The organism is Paucilactobacillus vaccinostercus DSM 20634 (assembly GCF_001436295.1).
Taxonomy (GTDB): Bacteria; Bacillota; Bacilli; order Lactobacillales; family Lactobacillaceae; genus Paucilactobacillus; species Paucilactobacillus vaccinostercus.
This window is the reverse complement of the sequence record NZ_AYYY01000061.1, coordinates 225,634-248,218: the sequence shown is the minus strand read 5'-3', so window position 1 is coordinate 248,218 and position 22,585 is coordinate 225,634. Positions and strand designations below refer to the sequence as shown.

The window sequence follows — 22,585 nt, the reverse complement described above, 5'->3', positions numbered from 1 at the left end:
AGCTATGCGTCGATGTCGATTGTACTAAGCCGAGATTCGGCAAGTACAAGTCGCTGACTTCTCTGCTTAGCTACGAAAACCAAACGATTCAAAGTACGAATCATTCGGCTTTCTAGGCTATGCTCGAAGTCAAAACGCCTTTTTGCCCACTCTCTTCAACTCTCATTCAATTATTAACCGACGCTAGGCCCGTACGCCACCGTCGACGGTAAATTCAGCCCCGTTGGCATACTTCGATTCCTCGCTACCAAGGTAAACGCAAATTTCACCAATATCCTTCGGTTCACCAAGGTGACCAGCAGGAATGGTCTTCAGGATTGCATCCCGTGCTTGGTCGGGGATAATGTTAGTATCGATCCACCCGGGATGCACGGAGTTAACCCGAATATCAATACCGCGTTGGGCTAATGATAATGCCACGGCATGGCTGAACATCCGCGTTCCCCCCTTTGATGCAGAATACTCAGGTGCCATTGGGAGACCCACCAGGCCGGCCACTGATGACACATTAATGATCGAACCATGTCCATGATTAGTTTCTTGCATGGCGTTGATTGCGGCCCGTACACCGAGGAAGTTACCAGTCAGGTTAATATTCATGACCTGATTCCAGTTATCGAGGCTCATTTTTTCGATAGGTGTTCCATCCCCACCGACACCGGCATTATTGACCAGAATATCAAGCTTGCCAAACTTGGCGATGGTTTCTTTAATCACCTTGTCCCAGCCGTCTTCAGTTGCCACATCTTGTTGAACGAAGAGCACCCGGTCTGCACCAAACTTAGTTTCGGCGGCTTGACCACCTTTGACATTATGGTTGGCCGTAACGACAACTTTCGCCCCTTCACGTACAAAGCATTCGGTAATTCCGAGGCCGATTCCGGCAACCCCACCGGTCACAATTGCAACTTTATCCTTTAATCGATCTGTCATCATAATTCCTCCGTTTCGAGTTTTTAGCTGATTACTGATTTTATGCTAGCATTAAGAAAGCCGTTTCACAACTGATACGATTTTCACCGAAAAACCTAACAAAAACTGGAACCGATCTCAAAGGGTCGGTCCCAGTTTTACGATGACAATTATTTCAGATTTAGTTCGTTGCTATTAATCCACTGCAACAAAATTTGATTATTATTGATTTTAGCGAAGGCCCGGGCGTCGTTCAGCATATCCTGAATCGCGACCGTTGGTTGGTGCGTGGCCTGCGCGTTTTGCGCCTGCCGGTACCGAATTCGTGCCACATAGTACGTGATATGATTCTTCGCGCAGACTTCATACCCGTAATCTAACAACGAATCACTCGTGGCGTAGTCCTCGATTTGAGCAAAGAATTCGGCCGTGTAAAAGATCATGTTCAGGGCGCGCCAGATCGACTTATCATCGGTTAATGGTAGTTCGTGCAACCCCTCAAACACCTTCTGGAAGTAGAACTCGCTCTTATCAAGTTCCTCGTCATGGCTGTAGGCAATGCCGATGCCGGTAAAGGCCAGCTGCGAGTAGATCGTTTCGTGATGTTCGTCCAACCCGTTGATAATTTGGTCAAAGTAAAAGAGCGTGTCGATAATCGGCCGGTTCGTCAGCGCTGAAATATAGCCCGTCACAAAATAATACTGCATCTTGGTCGTCGCGGTTAATTTTTCAGGTTTGATCTTCGCTAGCTTTTCCTTGGCCTGCTCATAGTCACTCGTAATTAACATAAATTCTGCTTCATCGAGCATCCGTTCCTGCTTGGTCTGCGAATGCAGGGTAATTGGGAACACATCGTCTAACGTTAAGTTTAGCCGCGCACACAACTGAATCAAAATTCGAATCGCTGGTGCCTTACCCGAATTTTCAAACTTACTCAAGGTTGCCTGTGTACAGATCCCATCACAGAGTTCTGCTTGAGACAATCCCATTTTTTTACGTGTTTCAATAAACTTTTCAATATTCACAGTGATCATTCCAATTTTTTTATTAATAGTTTCATTTTATCAGAATTTTATAATAATTAAAATTATTATAGTATAATCTAATTTTTTAATTTAATTTTCGCTACTAACAACTCGATTACGTCCCTGCTGTTTCGCTAAATAAAGGTAGTGATCCGCACGCTGAAAGGTGGCCGTGGCATCCTCATCAAATGCTTGTTTGGTGGTCATCCCCATCGACGCTGTTAGTTGGATCAGTTGCTTATCAGCTGGGATTTTTAGCGCTCGAATCGCGCGCTGGCAGGCATCACCAATTTGATGGGCCTGCTCCAAGGACGTCTGGGGCATGAAAAAAGTGAATTCTTCGCCGCCCGTGCGATAAAACTGATATCCCGCGTTATAGCCGTCCAACAATTCAGTCATCAAATTGGCAAACGTCACTAATACCTGATTTCCCGTCAAATGGCCGTACTGGTCGTTAATCGCCTTAAAGTGGTCAATATCGAGCGTCGTAATCGTCAGCAACTGGTCCGTTGGCGTCCGGTCAAATTCACGTTCGAAATCGTCCCGAAAGGCATTCCAGTTTTTAACACTCGTTAACCCATCATGGCGGGCAGCCTGTTCCAGTTGGGAGCTGGCCTGACGTTCCTTATTTAGCTGATCGCCTTGCACCAGCACCATTCCGACCGTGACGACAAATGCGATCAACATCAGCGTCATTTCAAACCACGTCACGAGGCCACTTAGTTTGAGTGCCATCCAGGTAATGATCCCAATTACCAGCGCCACAGTGGCATGATACCGCAACCGATTCGCGCGTTGCCCTAACGATTTCGTCAGGTAATAGACCACTACTAAGCTCAAAAGGAGTGGCCCGATCATGGCGAAATTATGCCAGTGAAACGTGGTAAAGGATAGGATGACCGTGACCGCTAACGTTTGATAGCTCAACAAGCTCGCGGAATTCATGATGCCGTATACCACTAATAGGAGTTGTAAATTAACAATCAGCCAAAAATCGGGACCCGCTAGTCCCATCGTCATGAGGCGTAAGGCCAACACCGTAAGACACAACAATAAAATAGCCGGAAATTCAAGGATCGATAGTTTCAACTGGTGTTGCCGCATTTGCGCTAACTCCGTCCGTCGCAAAACGAGGCGAAAAATCGTCGTCGCCCCAATCATGAAAAACGAAGCCATCACAATATTATAAATTGCTAAAATCACGTCCATGAGTGCGCTCCTATCCCACAGTTAATCGATCACGGCCCTGACGTTTCGACTGATATAGGTTCTGGTCAGCACGTTGAAAAATGTGTGTCGCCGTTCGATCTGTCGATTTAACCTCCGTGAGCCCAACTGAAATGGTCATTTTGATCTGTTCTTTTCCGTAGTGTACTGTCATTTGCCGAATCGCATTTTGCCAGTCATCACAGTACCGCTGGGCCTGATCAACTGCCATTCCGGGAAAAATAACCGTAAATTCTTCCCCACCCGTGCGGTAGTTTTCGCACGCAATGCCCTGCTGTTTTTGCGTCTGTACAATGCAGTTAGCAAAGCTAATCAACGCCCGATTACCTGCCAGATGACCATACTGATCATTAATCGCTTTAAACTTATCGATATCAATCGTCGCGATCGACAAGCCCGTATGCTCCCGTGCCCGCCGAAAGTAGGTTTCAAATTCCACCCGAAACGCATTCCAGTTTTTAAATCCAGTCAGCCCATCGTACTTGGCTTCCTTGGCAAACTTAGAATCGATTTGACGCACATGGTGCACATAAACGGTGTACAGGACAGCCACAATCATCGCTACGGCATACGAGCCCATCATCGTACCGGTCTGAAACCACGAGAGTTTGTATACCCGGCCCACTTGAACCATAAAGCCCCACCAGACTATCGGGCCAATTAACGTTGGGAAAATGACGTACAAAAAGGGATGTTTATCAAACTGGCGAATCCGCAGGTGCTGAACGTAAAACAACGCCATGACTGCCGCAAAAGCCGCCCAAATTCCCAGACTCACCATAATTCCAGTACTAATAATTAACACAATGCCGTTCGTAATCGTTAACAGGATAAAACTAAACTTTGATTCTAAGATAATCACGCTGTAATTAATCACCAACAGGTTCAAATTAATCAACATCCAATACACTGTTCCTGTCATATTAGCCGATAATAGCCGAATCACAATCATCAGAAAGCACGCAAGCAAATAGTGCCGGCGTGAATTCCAGCTTGGCGTGCTGTAATTCGTGATGACTCATTAATTGACGCTGTGCAACTTGAAAGAGTTGTTGAAAAAAGACCGCGAAACCCAACATGAAAAAACGGTCAATATGAAATAGTACCCGAACCGTGCCATCGTGTTCCCAACTTTCCGTATATTTCCTAGTGTCAGTATACCAAACCAGACCGCGAAAAATAAGGGATCGGACGGCTCTTCTTTGCTTTTTGTCCGTTTCCGTGTAAACTAGAAAGCGTGCATTTAGAGAAGATGGAGTGATTTCGTGAAATTAACTGTTTTTTGCGGGGCCCGCTTTGGCCGCGCCAACCAATACCAACTCGTCGCTAAGCAACTTGGCACCCAACTGGCCCAGGACCATATTGAACTCGTCTATGGCGGGTCGCAATCTGGCATCATGGGCACCATCAGCCAAGCCGTACTAGAAAATAACGGCGAAGTTCTCGGGATCTACCCAGAGAACCTGTTCAAATCTGAATTACCCCGCCACAACGCCACAAAGTTGATCACTACTAAAACGATCGACGAACGCAAGGAACTACTGATGTCAGAAGCAGACGCCTTTTTGGTGTTTCCTGGCGGGATTGGAACGCTCGAAGAAGTCACCCAAGCCCTTTCCTGGATGGATATTGGGATCATCAATACCAAACCAATGGGAATTTTAAACATGCACGGCTACTACGATTCACTGAAAACACTGCTGGAAACTTGCAGTACAGAGCAATTCATGAATCCGGCCGTGGTCAATAACTGCCTATTTAGCAATAACTATCAAGACTTATTGGAACAACTGATCAGCGGGGCACAACACAGTCACCTCGATGCATCCGGCTCCAATTAAAAAGAACGTAGCCTCCTTCAAGGCTACGCTCTTTTTTTAACGCTCTAATTTAGAAACGGCACTGAGCAGTTCCTGTGATTCACGCCGCCCAACCGATTCTCGTGAAATCTGGCGACCATGATCATTTTCTTGACGTAATTTCTTATTGGCAGTGGCTAACATCAACCGAATCCGGTTCAACTGGTTCACAATCGACGTTCCGGGATCGTAATCAATTGGGGCAATATTGGCACCTGGGTACTGCCGCCGCAATTCCTTGACCATCCCCTTACCAACAATGTGGTTTGGCAAACAGCCAAATGGTTGCATACAGATAATGTTGGGGACACCACTGTTCAGCAATTCAATCATTTCCCCCGTCAGGAACCAGCCTTCACCGGTTTGATTCCCTAGTGACAAAATCTTGCTGGCGTCATCAGCTAATTCTTCGATCGCCGTAATGCCATCAAACCGTTTCGAGGCGGTCAACGCCTTTTGCATTGGTTGTTCGCACCATTTGATCAGCTTAATCGCCATTTCGGCAAAAATCTTTGCCTTCTTGGAAGCACCGAATTCCTGATACTTGTAAATCTGGTTGTACAAGGAATAGTTCATGAAGCCGACAATGTCTGGTACCACGGCCTCGGCTCCTTCACGTTCCAATAATCGAACAATGTTGTTATTGGCAATTGGTGAATACTTCACTAAGATTTCACCTACCAGACCAACTTTGGGTTTTGAAACCTGCCGGAGTGGCACCGTATCAAAGTCTTCGACAATTTCGGCCACATTCTTCTTGAACTCGGAAAAACTCCCCTTTTCAACGCTCGGTTTCACCAGTTGTAACCAATTTTCGTGCATCTTATCGATCGTTCCCGGTTCCATTTCATATGGCCGGGTCCGGTAAACAACGCGTTCGAAGATGTCCCCATACAAAAAGGCAATCGCAACCCGTTTAATGAGTGGTAACGTCAACTTGAATCCTGGTGTCTGCTCGACCCCTTGATTCCCCATCGACATTGAAACGACGGGAACCTGTGGAAAACCGGCATCCTTCAAGGCCTTCCGGATCAACGGAATATAGTTCGTTGCCCGACAACCCCCACCAGTTTGTGTCATCATCACGGCCGTCTTCTTCAGATCGTACTTGCCGCTTTGCAGGGCCTCTAACATTTGCCCAATTGAGATGATGGCTGGATAACATGCATCGTTGTTCACGAATTTTTGCCCGACGTCAACCGCCTTCCGGTCAGCCATTGGCAGGTTCACAACGTTGTAGCCGGATGCGCGTAATGCAACATCCACCAACCCGTGCTGGTGAATTGGTGACATCATCGGCATCAGCAACGTGTACCCTTCCTTTTTCATATCCTTGGTAAAGTTGACTGGTTCGTCATTGTCAAACTGCTTAACGGGCAGAATCTTCCGGTGCTTCCGTTCTTCAACGGCTGCTTTCAAGGACCGGAGCCGAATCCGGATAGCCCCCATATTGGTCCCTTCGTCAATCTTGAGACAGGTATAAATACGGTTGTACTGCGCCATAATTTCTTCTACTTGGTCGGTATCAATGGCGTCCAGGCCACAACCAAATGAATTCAGTTGCACAAACTCAAGGTCGGGATTCTTGGCCGCAATCCGGGCCGCAGCGTACAGCCGTGAGTGGTAAACCCACTGGTTAACGACTCGGAGGCCCTTTACGTCCCCCATGTGCGCGATTGAATCTTCCGTTAGAACATGGAAGCCTTCTGTCGTCATGATCTGCGAAATCCCGTGATTAATTTGTGGATCCAAGTGGTAAGGGCGGCCAGCGAGCACAATCCCCTTCTCACCCTTTTCACGAAGCATCATCAAGGTGTCTTCGCCGCGGTTCCGAATCTGTTGCTTAAAGTGTTCCAATTCCTTGTAACCCGCTTCAAGGGCGTCGGTCACTTCTTTTTCAGAAACACCCATGTCTTTAAAGCAGTCGTACAAGTTCTTGGCTGTGGATTCATGGTCCGCGAGGTTGAGGTATGGATCACGGAAATCCACTTGTCCACTGCGAATCTCATCCACGTTATTCTTGATTACGTCGGGATAGGATTGCACGATAGGACAGTTAAAGTGATTTTGGGCGTCTGCATTTTCAGCCACTTCGTACACAACCGCTGGGTAGAAAATGGTCTTATAACCCTTTTCAATCAGGTTTTGGATGTGTCCGTGAACTTGCTTAGCAGGAAAACATACCGTATCACTTGGAATGGTCTCCATTCCCTTTTCATACTGTTCCTTGCTCCCCTTATGGGATAGTTCAGCCCGAATACCGAGCTGCGAGAAAAACGTCTGCCAGAGCGGATAGTTTTCATACATATTGAGGACCCGTGGCATACCAATCGTGCCACGCGTTGCGAGCTTCTTGCGCAATGGCCGGTAACTAAATAATAACTTATACTTTTCTTCGACCAAGTTAACCTTGCCGTTTTCGTGATGGGTCCGGAGTTTTAAGCCCCGTTCTTCACCACGTTCACACCGGTTACCCGTGACAAACCGCCGGCCATCACTGAAGATGGTAATCGTCAAGGCACAGTTGTTTTCACAACCACCACAGTGCATATATTCCTTGGTCGCCGTCAAGCTATCCATCTCAGCGGGTTGCAGCAACGTTGTCTGGTCGCCCTCTTCATAATGTTCTTCAGCAATCAAGGCGGCCCCGTACGCGCCCATTAGGCCCGCAATATTCGGTCGAATGACCTCCCGTCCTGAAATCTTTTCAAAGGCCCGCAAAACGGCTTCGTTATAGAAGGTTCCTCCTTGGCACACGATATTTTCGCCCAGGTCTTCTGGCCGTTTGATCTTAATAACCTTATACAAGGCATTTTTGATGATCGACATCGATAGACCGGCCGCAATATCCCCGATCGTGGCGCCTTCTTTTTGGACTTGTTTGACCTTGGAGTTCATGAATACCGTACACCGAGAACCCAGATCAGACGGGTGTTTGGCAAGTAACGCCGCCTGAGCAAAATCACGGATATCGTATTTCAAAGAACTGGCAAAGGTCTCAAGGAATGACCCACACCCCGATGAACACGCTTCATTAAGCTTGATCGTTGATAGGGCGTCATTTTTAATCGTCATGGCCTTCATATCCTGACCACCGATATCGAGAATAAAATCAACGTTGGGTTGGAAGTAGTGTGCGGCTTTGTAATGGGCCACCGTTTCCACTTCTCCCACGTCCACTTTCAACGCGTTTTTAATCAGATGTTCCCCATAGCCGGTGACCGTCGCTTTACCGATCGTGACGCCCTCAGGAAGTTGTTGATACAGGTCTTTAAGCATCATTTTCGTCTTGGCAAGTGGATCACCATCATTATTATCGTAGTAGGTATACAGTAGCTTATTGTCGTCACTCATCAACGCGATCTTCGTCGTCGTTGACCCCGCGTCAATGCCCAGGAAGGCCACCCCGCGGTAGCTTTGCAAGTCGCGTTGCTCAACCCGCGCTTGATCGTGCCGTTGCCGGAATTGGGCGAGTTCTTCATCATCATTAAACAGTGGGTCGAGAGAATGTGATGGTTGCATCACAGAGTCATCGCCGTGAACCAGAAGATGCAACAAATCACAAAGGGAGGTTACGGGTTGACCTTCAGCGTACAGAGCAGCTCCTTTTGCCACGAATAATTGTGGATCGGGCGGAAAGATAACCTGCTCATCGCTTAGATTCAGCGTTTCAATGAACCGGAGCCGCAGTTGATCCATAAAGTACAACGGGCCCCCAAGAAAGGCGACATTGCCTTTAATTTTATGACCAGCAGCAAGGCCCGCAATCGTTTGATTGACGACGGCCTGAAAAATACTAGCTGCAATATCTTCCTTGCGGGCGCCATCATTGATCAGGGGTTGGACGTCCGTTTTCGCAAACACCCCACACCGTGATGCAATCGGATAGAGGGTATCGTAGTCCTTTGCCAGTTCATTTAATCCGCTGGCGTCGGTCTTCAGCAGGGTCGCCATCTGGTCGATAAAGGCACCGGTCCCGCCGGCACAGCTTCCGTTCATTCGTTGTTCCAGAGATGCGCCGAAGAAGGTGATCTTCGCATCCTCCCCGCCTAGTTCAATGCTGACATTGGTTTCTGGGATCAGCGTTTCGACCGTTTTCGTGCAGGCAATCACTTCTTGCACAAACTTCAATTTCAATAAATTAGCGAGACCGATTCCCCCGGAACCGGTAATCGTAAACGCAATAGGTTGATCGGTACCAATTTCTTTTTCGGCATCTTCAATAATGCGCTTGCTAGCCGCCTTAACATCTGAAAAATGACGCTCGTAACGTGAAAATAACGTCTGATGTGCTTCATCCATAATCACTAATTTGACGGTTGTTGACCCAACATCAATCCCACCGTACAGCTGTTGTGTCTCCATGTAATCTCTCCCCACTTTTCGCTTGCCTATATTCCCAGTCTCTAATACGTTCTAAACTATTGATTATCCGACATAACGTTAAATAACCGACATTCTGTATGCTATCTTAGAATCATTCTAACCCGCGTTCTAAAATACTGCAATCAGCAATTTTATACATTTTGTTAAATAAACGATACTTTTGCGAATAATGTTGGAAAACTCGCTAATTAGCTGGTATGATAACAATGGAAACGCATTAATTAATTTAAAAAGAGGTTGTCACTATGCCAAGAGCACACGACTTAAGAGTTATCAGAACTCGCAAAATGATTTTCAACGCATTTATTAAGTTAGTTAAAGAATACGGGATTGAGCGGTTAACTGTCCAGCAGATCGCTGACGAGGCCATGATCAATCGCGCAACATTCTACGCCCACTTCAAGGATAAACAGGACCTGTACGAGCAAATCTTCCAAACCGTCATGGAATCATTCAAAACCTTTAGCCGGGCGGATATCTTTGTCGGCAAGAACGAAATTCACCTTGATACCCTTGAAAGTACCCTGAACGAAGTCTTCCAGAGTCTGTCCGAACAAAAAGACCTTTTCTTTTTGATCTTTGATGGCTCACAACACGTTAAAATGATGGAAGAATTACAAAACTTAATTCGTGATACGACGGATGAATTCTTAACCAATCTGCGAATTACACAAAATGGTAAAGATGTGCCAAATGAATTTATCTATTCCTATATAACTTCTACACTAACGGGAACCTTAAATTGGTGGCTCCGTTCGGACGAAGAATTCCGTCCCGCTCACCTTGCTCATTTTATGATTCAACTCATTGAAAACAGTCATTTGACCGTTCTGGGCGTTAAATTGATTCGTGAAACACCAACGGAAACTCAAATCGCCAAATAGTGGCAATATTTTAGATAAAATATCTCAATGCCAAGCAACTTGTCCCTAATTCTACTGGCGTTGCAAGACCTTTGCTTGGATAATAAGCACTGAACATATAAGCTCAATGGGAGGCTATCATGAATATCGGTGCACAATTACAACAAGCAAGAAGGGCTCACCAGCTAACGCAACAAGATGTGGCCACGGCAATCCATGTCACACGTCAAACAATCTCCAACTGGGAAACTAGTAGAAGTTTGCCAGATATTGACAGCTTGATGCATCTGAGCACGGTATATCATGTATCCCTCGATCAACTATTGAGGAGTGAAGATATAATGAACCAATTACATGCACAAGAAAAAGCACAACGGCAGGCACGCAGGCTATACAGAATAAACTTATTATTAGACGGAATTCTGATCATAGCTTGGATGGCACAAAAATTTGGTCACGGTTCAGGTTTGTCTGGCACCACCCTGCTGATTGTTTTACTGATCGTCAATTTGGTCACTCTAAAAGATGCCCGCCAGCGCAACTGGCACGTCAATCAGCACAGGTTCAGCCTAACGCCACATCAAAGCCTGCTAATTACCGCCATAGCTGCCCTACTCGTTGGTATCTGGGTATTACTGACAATGCATCTTTCATTTTATGCCGTTGGTTATGCCACCGGCAACAGTGTTATTGTCGCACTATTTATTTGGGGACTCCTGCCTACCAAACTAGTAACTGAACATAATACCCATTAATCACAAAAAACTATTTGTTAGTAAAGGTATTTAAAAACATTATTTCCCGGGAAATATCATCTTTCAAGTGAAATGGAGCACCTCAACATGACCGATCAATCAATTAACGGGCAAGCTATTAACCTATCCCTAAACAATTGAACTGGGTACGATACGCCTGCAGCCTAGTACTGCCGCATTAATTGCTGAGGCAACTCAGCTATACTTTGAGAATCAGCAGTTAATCAGTATTGGCGTCCGCCCCACAGAAACTAAAATCACACGGACACTCACAATCTTTCCGGCTAGTACCGTTGACGCCCCTTATCTCACACGCCTGCTGACCGAACTGGCAATAGATAGTCAGGTCAAACTTACTCAACCGGTAACGACTAAACTGCCAGCCAATCAACGCGCAGTCGTTCTTGACTACTGGCATCAGATCCAACCCACTCTCGCATTACTGGGAGTCAGCTTCGTATCACCCAAAAAGCGCCCTGCTAAAGCACGGCATCGATGGTCCAAAGCCATTGCTACGATTCCGTTTACCACTAATTATAACGGTACTCAGGCAACCGTCTACTGGCGCAAGCGTAACGAACTGGTGATTCTCGCAGGGGCGCACATGCAACCAACGGCACCGTTAAATGCCGACGGCACCATTGGTTTTTCAGCCCGTTTTGCTAACAAACTCCGGGAAGAACATCGCGCCGTCTTTGATGACCAGTTCATCACTACCGAGGAGATCACGTTGAAGAGCGTCAACGAAGTCGGACTTTTTCTTTACTTCAGCGGTACTAACAGCTGGCTTCAGCTTCAGGATCCAGATGGCAAAACAATCCATGATTGGACCGTTGTTCAGTAATAAAAAAAGACAATTCTCGGCGCTGAGAATTGTCTTTTTTTCGAATCATCATAATTTAAATGAGCGTCTTTACCGCATCGCAAATGCGTTGCGCCACTACTGGGTTGTCCATCGTGTAAAGATGAATGCCATCTACGTCATGTGCCAGTAGGTCGACAATTTGGTCAACCGCGTAGGCAATCCCCGCATCGCGGGTCGCAATCTTATTGCCCTTATAGCGATCCATCATCTTAGCAAATTTTGGCGGCAACGTTACCCCACACATCGTGGCCATTCGTTCGATTTGTTTCTCACTCGTAGCCGCCATAATTCCGGCTTGAATAGGGACGTCAATGCTGGCAAGCTGACACCGTTCAATAAAGTGGTAAAAATGATCATTTTCAAAGAAGAGTTGGGTCACTAGCTGGGACACGCCCGCATCGACCTTGGTCTTTAAATTTTGAATATCCCGAACCGCATCAGCAGCTTCAGGATGAACGTCTGGGTAGCATGCACCTAGAACATTGAAATCACCGACCTGCTTGATATAGTGCACCAAATCGCTGGCGTACTGGAAGTCACGGGGCTGGGTGCCATCTGCTGGTAAATCGCCACGCAACGCCAATACATTTTGAATATTGGCTGTCGCTAGCTCTGTCAAGTAGTCTTGCACGCTCGCCTTCGTGAACTGCATTGCCGGAATATGTGGTACCGTCTCGATACCGTAGTGCTCCCGAATGTACTTCACTAAATGCAGCGTTCCCGTTTGACTACCGGCCCCGCCAGCACCATAGGTGACACTGATGTAGGCCGGTTTTAAATCGGCGAGAATATCGAGCGTCTCATAAAATCGATCCAGTGTCTTTGCTGACGCATGCTCACGGGGTGGAAAAATTTCAAACGATAACACGGGGCGTTGTTTAAAACACGCGCTAGTTTTCATAGGCCAGCTCTTGTCGTACTTTTTTGGTGGCCGCTACTAAGTGAATTAGACTCGGTGTGGTTTCTTTATTTCCCCGTGTCTTCAAACCACAGTCGGGGTTAATCCAGATATTATCAAGTGGAATCTTAGCCACGATTTTACGAATCGTTCCTTCGATTTCATCCTGTGACGGTACCCGTGGTGAATGAATATCATAAACACCGGGACCAACGTGCGTCTTGAAATGATCTTTTTGAAGCGTATCGAGTAACGTCAAATCAGCACGCGATGCTTCAAATGAAATCACGTCCGCATCCATGTCATCAATGGCATCGATGATGTCGTCAAACTCACTGTAGCACATATGCGTATGAATCTGAGTTGATGCGGCCACCTTGCTGTGGACAAGCCGGAATGCGGGAATCGCCCAATCCAGGTACTTCGAATACCAGTCTGACTGCCGTAATGGTAAGTTTTCCCGTAATGCGGCTTCGTCAATTTGAATAATCTTAATGCCGTTGTGTTCAAGATCCAGCACTTCTGCTTGAATAGCCAGCGCAATTTGATACGTTGATTCTTTCAACGAAAGGTCTTCACGTGGGAAGGACCAGTTCAGAATCGTTACCGGTCCCGTCAGCATCCCCTTCACCGGCTTATCAGTCAGACTCTGTGCGTAGACTGATTCTGCTACGGTAATGGGCTGGTTCCGGCTAACGTCGCCCCAGATAATTGGCGGCTTAACGCACCGGGTCCCATATGATTGAACCCAGGCATTACTGGTAAACAGGAATCCATCGAGTTTTTCACCGAAGTATTCCACCATGTCATTTCGTTCAAACTCCCCGTGCACGAGGACGTCAACCCCAATTTCTTCTTGGAATTCGACACAGGCCTTGATCTGGTCGCGGTTAAATTGATCGTACGCTTCCTTGGTGATCTCACCCTTTTTGAACTTGGCCCGGTTTCGTTTAACTTCCTTTGTTTGGGGAAATGAACCAATGGTCGTCGTTGGTAATTTTGGTAAGTTGAACTCCGCCTTTTGTACCCGCGCTCGTTCCTCAAACGATGGCTCGCGGTGGAAGTCGGCTTCTTTCAATGACGCTACCTGCTTCGTGATGGTTTCATTTTCCACGTAGCGTGGTTGGGTGAAGAGCTGTTCGTTTTGCTCGAGCAACGCTGTGTCACCCGCTTCAATTCGATCTAGTTCAACCAATTCTGTCAATTTTTCCTTAGCAAATGCGAGGTAGCGTTTGTACTTATCATCTAGCTGGGGTTCGTTTTCAATCGTGTATGGGACATGGAGTAACGAACATGAGGTACTAATAACGACCTGCGCGGCCGCACCTTTAATTTGGTTTAACAAATCAATCTTATCTTGATAATGAGCTTTCCAGATATTTTTCCCGTTAATCACACCGGCGTACAAAATTTTATCGGCGGGGAACCCGTGATCTTGAACTAACGGCAGTGTTTCAGCTCCTTCAAGAAAATCGAGGCCTAAAGCATCGAAATCGAGGCTCGTCAGTAAGTCATAGCTATCTCGCACATCGCCAAAGTATGTCTGACCAAGCACCTTCAAACCGTGTTTAGCGGCTAACAATGGTTTGTAAAGGCTGCTAAAGAGGGCCAAGTCGGCGGCCGTCTGGTCCTTAACTAGAGCCGGTTCGTCGATCTGAATCCAGTCAGCACCTTGCTTAGCGAGCTGAGCAAATACCGCTTCGTAGGCGGCAACCAATGCTGGCACAAAGTCGCTCGCCGTCTTGTGGCCTGTAAAGCGTCCATTTTTAATTAATGTGTACGGGCCGATAATCGTGGGGCGCGTTTGGTAACCAGCATCCCGCGCTTCTTGATATTCGTCGAAAATTTTGGTGCCCACGAGCTTAATATCAGCATCGTCATCAAATTCCGTTACTAAGTAATGGTAGTTGGTGTTGAACCATTTTTTCATACTTAAGGCTTTCACGTCGCCGTGTTCCCCTTGGTAGCCCCGCGCCTGGGCAAAATATTCGTCTAATGGTGCGAGGTGTAATGCTTTATAGCGGGCCGGCACAATGTTTAGCAAAGTTGCAGTGTCGAGGGTGAGATCGTAGTACGAGAAATCACCGGAAGGAATTTGGTCGATCCCTGCATCGCTGAGGGTTTGCCAGTTTTCATGACGCAGTTGCGACGCCGTTTGTGCGAGTTCGTCGGCACTGATGGCCTGTTTGAAGTATTTTTGGACTGCAAATTTGAGTTCACGGTGACTCCCAATGCGTGGGTAGCCGATAACAGTTGTTGTCATATTTAATTATCTCCTTAGTTTGTCATCAAACGCCGTCACTATGTATGTGGTGAAGCGCTGATTCTTGTCTTAAATGCCTACAACAAACTAACGCGACATGACTTGATCACCAATGCCATCACCAAACAGGAAACATGCCGTCACGGTCTTATTCATGTGTAAGTAATAAATTTTACGATCTTGCATGCTCAAAACTCCCTTCTTCACTGTGATTTTACTGAGACCAACAAAAAACGCCCCCACTTCCGCTAATGCGAAAGTAAGGACGATTACTCGTGTTACCACCTTAATTCGAGGTCCGCTGACACGGCCCTCCTCACTGAGTACCCAATATCGATACCCTTCCGCTGTAATGGGCGGTCCCATGACGTCCTAATCACCCGATTCGGACGCCCCATTTCTGAAGACCATCTTCAGAAGCTCTCCTGCACGCCTTCCACCGTCTAGCGATTCTCTATGGCAGTTGAGACTTTCTACTCATCTTCTAACTGTTCTCTCATAATCATTGTTCCATATATTAAGCGATGATCATCACTTTGTCAACAAATTATTGGAATATTTTTAATTTTTGCCATTAAAAATGAGAACCCAGTAACTCGGCAGGCCCATTAATCCCCGCCGAATTCAGTCACGGGCCCTTACAATTTAGTCCCAATATGGTATACTACTAGACAAGGTGCCAAACCTGCAGACCTTAAACGTCTGCTGCGCGAGTAATCGCGCCATGCGCTGTACTGTCAGCGCCGCTCTCACCAACGACTACAGGTGGGAGCTTTTTTGATGCCATTAAAAAATCCGATGTTTTCCCTTTTATGGGACCACATCGGATTTTTACTTTTATCTGACTACTTTTTTATTAGGATCTACGAGATTCACAATAAATACCGCAACCAATAATCCGATCACGACGGCAAATACTCCGTGCATGCCGTGTAAGATTACCGTATCTACGGCCGCTTTATTCGCGGTTGCCCCAGCTTGATTCGAACTAATCGACCGGTTAATTTCAGCCAGTGGTAGATTACCGCGATGAGTGGCGATCATGAGGTTCAAGACCGCACCAAACACCCCAGTCATGATCGTTTGGCCCAGCGATTGGCCTAACGTCAGCAACGATGTCGCCGACCCAATCATCGATTCATCGACAAAGTGCTGGCTCAAAATCGTATTCATACTGATGATGATGCCGATCGTTCCACCGTTCACTGCGGCAATCAGATAGAACATCCATGACGGAAAATCACGGCCGGCAAAAACCAAAATCGTGTAAAAAATGACCAATAAAATGGCGACTCCCATGGCGACATACTTTGGTACAAAGCGTGAAATAACCGCGCCCACAAAGAACGCTGCAATTAGCCACATGATGGAACTTGAGCTAACTACCAGTCCGGCCATAGTAGCGGGCATGCGGTAAATCGACTGCAACCAGATGGGAAAATAAATCTGGTAGGCCATCAAAATTCCGCTCAACATGGCAGTGGTACTGATTTGAATACTGAACGATGGATTTCTAAAGAGTTTAGGAGAAATCAACGGGTTGGCGACCCGTTTTTCGGTCCGCACTAACAGGATTAAACTGATAGCCGCCACAACGGCGAGCACACCCGTGACAACTAGGTTGGAATCTAAGCTTTGAACGGCTAATAAAATGCCCACCATCGTGATTGCGAGGTAGCTAATTCCCTGCCAATCGATCACCAAACGCTCCGTGGCCCGTAATTTTTCGTGGTAGCTTCCCCAAATGAGCACGGCCACGATCACTCCCAGTGGAACGTTAACGAAGAAAACCCAGTGCCACGAAAGGGCGTCTACTAAAAACCCGCCCAGTGCTGGACCGATCAGTGCCGACAGGCCCCACGCTGTGTTGTTAAAGGCCAATACCCGAGCACGTTCTTCAAAACTGTAATTATCCGCAATGATTGTAAATGTCAGTGGCAGTACGGCCCCCGAGCCAATTCCTTGCAGCGCCCGCATTGCGATTAGCATGTAAATATTAGTGGCAAGCCCACTAAACAGCGATCCGAGGGTGAACATGATTACACCCCACAAGAACACTTTTTTTCGGCCGATCGTATCGGCTAACTTCCCATAAATGGGCGTTGTAATCGCCGTCGTCAACAGGTAGGCACTCATAATCCAGCTTTGATACGCGAGTCCATGAAGTTCACTGATAATCGACGGCAGCGCGGTCGTGACAATCGTCACCTCGACAGACGTCATAAACGTCGCGATAAATACCGCAGTCATGATCAGCCAACGCTTGGAGTGCCGTGGCTGCCCTTGATTATTTTTTGGCATATTGATTAACCATCCTTATCTAATTTTACTTACGAAAACCATAACCATTCTATTTTATTACTTTGCCAATTCAAACACAAAACATTTTCCTTCACCACGCAAAAAGAAGCCCCTCATAACGAGGGACTTCTTGCGTAGTGATGCCTAATTTAGGTTAAATTTTAGTACCAACCGTTACTTTGCCAGAATGCCTTAGCAGCTGACCATGAAACATAACGGCTTGAAACGTAGTTGTTAGCAACACGTTCTTGGTTAGCAGCTGAGTAGTCACCATTAAGGTAGCTTGAGCTTAATTGGTACTTACCAACGTATTGACCGTTACGGGCAGTGTATGAACCACCTGATTCGCGAGCGGCAATCCAGGCTTTGGCAGCAGCTTCTGAGACACTTGTTGAAGTCGTTCTCGTCGATGTTGATGGCGATGTCGTCGATGTGGTTGTGCGAGTTGTCGTTGCTTGAGCAGCTGGCTGACTAACAGCACTTGATGCACTCTGTGACGTTGTGCTTGCTGACGAAGCAACTGTAGCTGAAGATGCCTGTGTTGATGCAGATGAGGCACTTGCACTTGAAGCACTTGACGTTACAGCAGCTGATGATGCCACTGTGGCTGAAGAAGCTACCGTAGCAGAGCTTGAAGTTGCTTGGCTAGCAGCTGAGCTCGTTGTCGTGCTTTGACTAGCAGCTGGCGTCGTTGCAATTTCTTGCTTCGTTGCTTGCTTGATTTGACCACTGTCACTGATGTAAAGTTTTTGACCAACTAAGATGAAGTCGATGTTCGAAATATTGTTTTTGTTGGCAATGTTTTGGATCATGCTTGTGTCATTGGCATATTTGTATGAGATTGATGATAGGGTATCACCAGATTGGACGGTGTAAATTTCATCTGCGTTTGCTGTAGCAGTTACACCGAGAACGCCAAGAGTAGTGGCACCTAACGTAGCTGTAATGAACTTAATCGCTTTTGATTTTAATTTCATAAAGTAAAAAAACCATCCTTTTTATTTTGTCTGTGATTACTTGCGGCGCGATTACTCGCCCGCTTCAACAGTTACTAGATTACTAGGTTTATGTTACAGACACTTAACAGCGAGTTTTCTTTTAAGCCGGTTTTTGTGTTTTTTGTAATAAAAAATGATCAAAATGGGCCTAAAAAGAGCTAAAATTAGTCCCATTTGTCCATCATTTCATCATAATTTCTGCTTTGGAAGGCCGGCATACCGCCGTTTCAATCGTGGTAAGCATCCTTCGCACAAAAAATTCATAAATTATCAACTCTAAGTTATTCATTTGTAACAAAAGTCCCATTTTTAGTTGCAAGATAGCATCCTTTATCGTTTGATCTGGGCAATTAATGGCGCTTATTCACTGATAATTGATGAATTAGGCTGTTATATCAAGTTCATTGACATCGTTTTGTCATCTCATTTGAAATTGAATAAAAAAAGAGGACAGATCGTTTGATCTGTCCTCACTTTTAATCATTCTATTATTGAAGGCTGAATTTTAATACCAGCCTTGGCTTTGCCAGTGAGCCTTGGCAGCTGACCATGAAACATAACGGCTTGAAACGTAGTTGTTAGCAACACGTTCTTGGTTAGCAGCTGAGTAGTCACCATTAAGGTAGCTTGAGCTTAATTGGTACTTACCAACGTATTGACCGTTACGGGCAGTGTATGAACCACCTGATTCGCGAGCGGCAATCCAAGCCTTAGCTGAAGCATCTGAACCAGATGCAGCAGTTGAGCTTGTAGCAGTACTTGTGCTTGCACTAGTTGTCGTTGTTGCAGCCTTTTGAGTGGTACTTGATTGGCTAGCAGTCGTCGTTGTGCCTTGAGTAGCAGCTGGCGTCGTTGCAACTTCTTGCTTCGTTGCTTGTGTAATTTGGCCGCTATCACTAATGTAAAGTTTTTGACCAACTAAGATAAAGTTGATATCTGAAATGTTGTTTTTAGTAGCAAGCGTGTTAACCATGCTTGTGTTGTTCGCAAATTTATATGAGATTGATGAAAGGGTATCACCAGATTGAACTGTGTAAATTGAATCGGCATTGGCTGTCGCAGTGACACCAAGAATACCCATTGTCGCAGCGCCTAAAGTGGCAACGAGAAACTTAATTGCTTTTGATTTGAAATTCATAAAGTAAAAAACCATCCTTTTTAAATTGTCTTAGTTATTTGTTTTTGGTTATGTGTTGCATCAACGGTAATTAGATTACAGGATTAATATTACAGAAATGTAACGGTGAGTTTTCTTTTCCCCCGTTTTTTGTTTTTTTTGTAACAAAAAAGCCAGTAACGCATTTCAAAAAAGCGTTACCAGCCGGTCGTTGATGCAAACTGACATTTATAAAAAGGACAGCTCGTTACTACTAGATTAGGCTTTGTGCGTCAAAATTTCAAGGGCAACTCGCAAATTTTAATAGTCCTCTTTTCGTTATACTTTTATGACAAAACTTTATTACTTTTTCAAAAACAAATCGGAAAGTTTAGGCTTTTTTCGCATTTTTTCACATTTATCTCTCATTTTGACCCGATTTTCTTGTTTCACGTGGAACATTTTCCGGATTTTTAAGAAAAAATGGCGTGAAAGACCAATATATCAATTATTGCCAAAATCAACTTATTTTTTGTCATTTATACAACACCCGGAAAGATGGTCTCAGGGCGTGGTTACAACTATTACTATTGGTTACTTATTCGATCACCACTTTTTTTCTTCTATTATATGGCAATATTTTTCACGTTGTATAACTAATTGTTTAAAACACCCACTGATCACGTTATTTGCGCCGTTGGCGTTGCCGAATTCCTAGGAGCCCCATCAGTCCCATCAAAAGGGTCCCAACAAGTGCCAGAATGTGGGATGTCTCACGTTCACTCGTCTGTGGTAGCTTAACTTGATCTGAGTGGTTGCCCGCTGACTTGGGTGACGCGATTACGACATCACGCGTCGTTTTTCTTTGAATTGCTGCCCGTGAGGCTTGATCTAAGCGACTTGGTGCTGGGTTAACGGTGGCTTTCGTCTGCTTCACTTTACCTGCATCAGCCACTACATGCGTAGACTGGTTCGTTGTGCTGACTGGTGTATTGGTTGCTGTCGCCTGTGGTTGACCGTTATGCGGCCCTTGGTTAACCACTGCCAGTAAGGATTGGTAATGTGTCAGAGCCACGCTGGCATTGGTTTGAGCCGTCTGATAATGGCATTGCGCAACTTCACTCCCCAATTGCGCCGCCACCGCAATCTTTTGGAACATCGTCAGCGTTGTTTGGGCCGTCTTAAGTTGCTGCGTCAAATCAGTGGCCGCCGTTGTCGTGGTTGCCTGCTGGCCAGTCTCCGTTGATCCCTGAGTCGTATCAGCGGGTTGTAGCAACTGCTCACGTAGGGCGGCTTCTTTTGCAATCGTCGCGGCACTCAAGTTCACGTTCAACGCGGAAAACATATCCGTGCTCTGACTGCCCATTGCCTGATAGAGTGCGAGAAGTGCTTCAACACCGGTTTTAACCATTGCTAATGTGGCATGACCGGTGGTAAACGCATTGGCCGCATCCGTCGCTTGTTGCTCAGCATGTTTGAGCGCTGTTGATTGCTGCTCCAGCTGTGCTGCTTGAGTCGCCACCGTCCGCAACTGTGACCGGAGCGAATGCCACTGGTCGTAGTTGGGATCACCCAGCAGCGCTAAATCGTCCGTGCTTAATGGCATATAGCCACTGAGTTCCTGATATTTGGTCAGATCTCCACCTGCACTATCGCGTAACTTACCGTAGGCGCAGATCGCGGTTTTCAATGCGGCACGGTCGTAATCAGAGAACGTATAAGTTTGACGAGGAACGGTGGCATTCATAATATCGCCAACCGCCGGCGCGTGCGCAAGGCCCAGTAAATGCCCCATATCATGCGTGATCACGTTAAGTGGCTCATAATTAAAGGCCTCCATCACACTGACATCCAACCCCACAATACCATCGGCCCCCGTCGTTGCTAACATCGAAAAATGGGCGTCATAGTAATCCGTAATATGGGCCGTTGCCGGATGCGTTGCGTCCGCGCGCTGGAACACGGTTTGCCCCGCGTTTTGATTCCACCACGCTGCAGCCTGATCGACCGCATCCCCATACTGCGTTTGATCGGTCTCGTAATACACAATGCCATCTTGCGCGTATGCAGCCCCGCTAATCACCACGTTCCAATCAGCGGGGATGACATCTTGTTCAGCGGTCGTCGTTGATTCTTGGATGGCCGCCTGCACCGTCTGATCACTTAAACCATCATCATCAGAGCTATCATGATCTGGAATTCGGTGCCCATAGAGCAGATACAGGAGTGACGCGGTCTGCTCGTAATCCTGTACGTTATCCGCCGTCGAACTCTCATCATCAACGATCGGTAAGCCGTTATCGTCTGTTGCGCTGCTAGCGGCCGCGGTCGTTTGACCCGAGGCGGGGCTTTGTGATACTTGTCCTAGCGCACTAGTCGCCTGATCCGTTGCGGCGGAGACAGTGCTGACCGCACTACTCGTTGCTTGCGCCACGGCCGCTTGCTCGTATAAAGCGGCCACATGACTTTGGGCTGATGCTACCGCCGACTGGGCCACTTGGTCAGCCCGTGCGGCTTGATCAGCGACGACCTTGGCCGTTGCGGCAGTCGATGCGGCCTGACTTGCTTTTGTTTGGGCGTCACTTAACCGTTGCGTCTGTGGATCCGTGACGACCGCCGTTGCAGCGGTTGAGGACGCCGAGCGAGTTGGTGTATCTGCTTGTGCCTGTCCAGCCACCATCATTCCGACCCCTAGCGACGCAATCGTTGTCGTCCCGACCAATAAAAGGCGCCGTTGCGTGACATCTCTACCATTTAATTTCATGACGCTATCCCTCCCTATAACTAATACCACCTAACTTATCTATCAATTGTACGGGCATTATAGCAGGATCAAATTCACCAAAGCGGGCTGTTTTGATCGTTTATTTCTTTGTTTTAGTAAGTTAGTTTGAAAGAATCGGACACTGATGGTGGGGAGATTGAGCTGCACGACACGGTACTAATGCTTTCTTATGTACGGAACCCTGATAGCGGTACATAACACAGGCTCTAACTTGATGAACTTTTAAACGAACCATGCTATAATATGGGCATAGAAAAAGAGGAGTCTCTTGCACGAGACTCCTCAGCAGACCGCTTTAAAGACGGCGGTTTGCGACATGACGTTACCGCCCTGTGCTTGCCAAAGCTATTTC

The 22,585-nt window shown here is 46.6% G+C and carries 17 protein-coding genes; 4 read left to right on the top strand and 13 right to left on the bottom strand.

Translation table 11 applies throughout. The features are described from left to right. Window positions 1-183: 183 nt before the first annotated feature. The 4 genes from FC26_RS10025 to FC26_RS10010 all read right to left on the bottom strand — a co-directional run bounded on the left by FC26_RS10025 (window position 184) and on the right by FC26_RS10010 (window position 4,065). Window positions 184-933 (bottom strand): glucose 1-dehydrogenase, encoded by a 750-nt coding sequence (locus FC26_RS10025; protein ID WP_057780187.1) that lies wholly within the window; start codon window positions 931-933, stop codon window positions 184-186. 149 nt (window positions 934-1,082) lie between these two features. Beyond that, window positions 1,083-1,946: a helix-turn-helix domain-containing protein gene (locus FC26_RS10020; RefSeq protein ID WP_235809504.1), complete on the bottom strand. Its 864-nt coding sequence runs from the start codon at window positions 1,944-1,946 to the stop codon at window positions 1,083-1,085. An 81-nt stretch (window positions 1,947-2,027) separates the two neighbouring features. After that, window positions 2,028-3,146 carry a GGDEF domain-containing protein gene (locus tag FC26_RS10015; RefSeq protein WP_057780184.1) on the bottom strand — a complete coding sequence of 373 codons (1,119 nt, stop codon included), beginning with the start codon at window positions 3,144-3,146 and terminating at the stop codon, window positions 2,028-2,030. A 10-nt stretch (window positions 3,147-3,156) separates the two neighbouring features. Beyond that, window positions 3,157-4,065: a GGDEF domain-containing protein gene (locus FC26_RS10010; RefSeq protein ID WP_057780181.1), complete on the bottom strand. Its 909-nt coding sequence runs from the start codon at window positions 4,063-4,065 to the stop codon at window positions 3,157-3,159. A 364-nt stretch (window positions 4,066-4,429) separates the two neighbouring features. On the opposite strand from FC26_RS10010, the gene FC26_RS10005 reads away from it, so the two are divergent. Beyond that, a complete protein-coding gene (locus tag FC26_RS10005) occupies window positions 4,430-5,005 on the top strand; it encodes an LOG family protein (protein ID WP_057780179.1) in 576 nt (191 codons plus the stop codon). Window positions 5,006-5,041: 36 nt separating this feature from the next. Here the strand turns inward: FC26_RS10005 and FC26_RS10000 are convergent, their stop codons facing one another. Then, window positions 5,042-9,388, bottom strand: coding sequence for a 2-hydroxyacyl-CoA dehydratase (locus FC26_RS10000; protein WP_057780178.1), 4,347 nt, complete (start codon window positions 9,386-9,388; stop codon window positions 5,042-5,044). A gap of 266 nt (window positions 9,389-9,654) precedes the next feature. Between FC26_RS10000 and FC26_RS09995 the strand changes: the two genes are divergently transcribed. Together FC26_RS09995 and FC26_RS09990 are read left to right on the top strand one after the other, a co-directional pair. Then, window positions 9,655-10,293 carry a TetR/AcrR family transcriptional regulator gene (locus FC26_RS09995; RefSeq protein ID WP_057780176.1) on the top strand — a complete coding sequence of 213 codons (639 nt, stop codon included), beginning with the start codon at window positions 9,655-9,657 and terminating at the stop codon, window positions 10,291-10,293. Window positions 10,294-10,412: 119 nt separating this feature from the next. Continuing rightward, window positions 10,413-11,027: a helix-turn-helix domain-containing protein gene (locus tag FC26_RS09990; RefSeq protein WP_057780174.1), complete on the top strand. Its 615-nt coding sequence runs from the start codon at window positions 10,413-10,415 to the stop codon at window positions 11,025-11,027. A gap of 220 nt (window positions 11,028-11,247) precedes the next feature. On the opposite strand, the gene FC26_RS12795 is transcribed toward FC26_RS09990, so the two are convergent. After that, window positions 11,248-11,445 carry a hypothetical protein gene (locus FC26_RS12795; RefSeq protein ID WP_157061179.1) on the bottom strand — a complete coding sequence of 66 codons (198 nt, stop codon included), beginning with the start codon at window positions 11,443-11,445 and terminating at the stop codon, window positions 11,248-11,250. Window positions 11,446-11,631: 186 nt separating this feature from the next. Between FC26_RS12795 and FC26_RS12790 the strand changes: the two genes are divergently transcribed. Continuing rightward, entirely contained in the window at window positions 11,632-11,871 is a 240-nt protein-coding gene (locus FC26_RS12790; protein WP_057780172.1) for a hypothetical protein, read from the top strand. Window positions 11,872-11,926: 55 nt separating this feature from the next. On the opposite strand, the gene metF is transcribed toward FC26_RS12790, so the two are convergent. From metF to FC26_RS09950, 7 genes are all read right to left on the bottom strand, one after another. Then, a complete protein-coding gene (gene metF, locus FC26_RS09980; RefSeq protein ID WP_057780170.1) occupies window positions 11,927-12,793 on the bottom strand; it encodes a methylenetetrahydrofolate reductase [NAD(P)H] in 867 nt (288 codons plus the stop codon). Further along, on the bottom strand, window positions 12,783-15,053 hold the full coding sequence (metE, locus tag FC26_RS09975; protein WP_057780168.1) for a 5-methyltetrahydropteroyltriglutamate--homocysteine S-methyltransferase: 2,271 nt from the start codon (window positions 15,051-15,053) through the stop codon (window positions 12,783-12,785). Before metE ends, metF begins: the two co-directional genes overlap by 11 nt. Before the next feature lie 87 nt (window positions 15,054-15,140). After that, complete coding sequence (locus FC26_RS09970; RefSeq protein WP_057780166.1) at window positions 15,141-15,419, bottom strand: hypothetical protein; 279 nt, start codon at window positions 15,417-15,419, stop codon at window positions 15,141-15,143. A gap of 471 nt (window positions 15,420-15,890) precedes the next feature. Next, entirely contained in the window at window positions 15,891-17,354 is a 1,464-nt protein-coding gene (locus tag FC26_RS09965; protein ID WP_057780164.1) for an MFS transporter, read from the bottom strand. 161 nt (window positions 17,355-17,515) lie between these two features. Beyond that, window positions 17,516-18,331: an aggregation-promoting factor gene (apf, locus tag FC26_RS09960; protein WP_057780161.1), complete on the bottom strand. Its 816-nt coding sequence runs from the start codon at window positions 18,329-18,331 to the stop codon at window positions 17,516-17,518. Between the two features lie 526 nt (window positions 18,332-18,857). Further along, window positions 18,858-19,490 (bottom strand): aggregation-promoting factor, encoded by a 633-nt coding sequence (apf, locus tag FC26_RS09955; RefSeq protein ID WP_057780159.1) that lies wholly within the window; start codon window positions 19,488-19,490, stop codon window positions 18,858-18,860. A gap of 643 nt (window positions 19,491-20,133) precedes the next feature. Continuing rightward, window positions 20,134-22,212: an LPXTG cell wall anchor domain-containing protein gene (locus FC26_RS09950; RefSeq protein WP_057780157.1), complete on the bottom strand. Its 2,079-nt coding sequence runs from the start codon at window positions 22,210-22,212 to the stop codon at window positions 20,134-20,136. Window positions 22,213-22,585: the final 373 nt, after the last annotated feature.

What these genes read in the sequence shown, in the direction of transcription:
- FC26_RS09995 (WP_057780176.1), top strand. Translation starts at nt 9,655, where the DNA reads ATGCCAAGAGCACACGACTTAAGAGTTATCAGAACTCGCAAAATGATT.
- apf (WP_057780159.1), bottom strand. Translation starts at nt 19,490, where the DNA reads ATGAATTTCAAATCAAAAGCAATTAAGTTTCTCGTTGCCACTTTAGGC.
- FC26_RS10020 (WP_235809504.1), bottom strand. Translation starts at nt 1,946, where the DNA reads ATGATCACTGTGAATATTGAAAAGTTTATTGAAACACGTAAAAAAATG.
- FC26_RS10000 (WP_057780178.1), bottom strand. Translation starts at nt 9,388, where the DNA reads ATGGAGACACAACAGCTGTACGGTGGGATTGATGTTGGGTCAACAACC.
- FC26_RS10025 (WP_057780187.1), bottom strand. Translation starts at nt 933, where the DNA reads ATGACAGATCGATTAAAGGATAAAGTTGCAATTGTGACCGGTGGGGTT.
- FC26_RS12790 (WP_057780172.1), top strand. Translation starts at nt 11,632, where the DNA reads ATGCAACCAACGGCACCGTTAAATGCCGACGGCACCATTGGTTTTTCA.
- FC26_RS09970 (WP_057780166.1), bottom strand. Translation starts at nt 15,419, where the DNA reads ATGGGACCGCCCATTACAGCGGAAGGGTATCGATATTGGGTACTCAGT.
- FC26_RS09965 (WP_057780164.1), bottom strand. Translation starts at nt 17,354, where the DNA reads ATGCCAAAAAATAATCAAGGGCAGCCACGGCACTCCAAGCGTTGGCTG.
- metF (WP_057780170.1), bottom strand. Translation starts at nt 12,793, where the DNA reads ATGAAAACTAGCGCGTGTTTTAAACAACGCCCCGTGTTATCGTTTGAA.
- FC26_RS12795 (WP_157061179.1), bottom strand. Translation starts at nt 11,445, where the DNA reads ATGCCAGTAGTCAAGAACGACTGCGCGTTGATTGGCTGGCAGTTTAGT.
- apf (WP_057780161.1), bottom strand. Translation starts at nt 18,331, where the DNA reads ATGAAATTAAAATCAAAAGCGATTAAGTTCATTACAGCTACGTTAGGT.
- FC26_RS09950 (WP_057780157.1), bottom strand. Translation starts at nt 22,212, where the DNA reads ATGAAATTAAATGGTAGAGATGTCACGCAACGGCGCCTTTTATTGGTC.
- FC26_RS09990 (WP_057780174.1), top strand. Translation starts at nt 10,413, where the DNA reads ATGAATATCGGTGCACAATTACAACAAGCAAGAAGGGCTCACCAGCTA.
- metE (WP_057780168.1), bottom strand. Translation starts at nt 15,053, where the DNA reads ATGACAACAACTGTTATCGGCTACCCACGCATTGGGAGTCACCGTGAA.
- FC26_RS10010 (WP_057780181.1), bottom strand. Translation starts at nt 4,065, where the DNA reads ATGTTGATTAATTTGAACCTGTTGGTGATTAATTACAGCGTGATTATC.
- FC26_RS10015 (WP_057780184.1), bottom strand. Translation starts at nt 3,146, where the DNA reads ATGGACGTGATTTTAGCAATTTATAATATTGTGATGGCTTCGTTTTTC.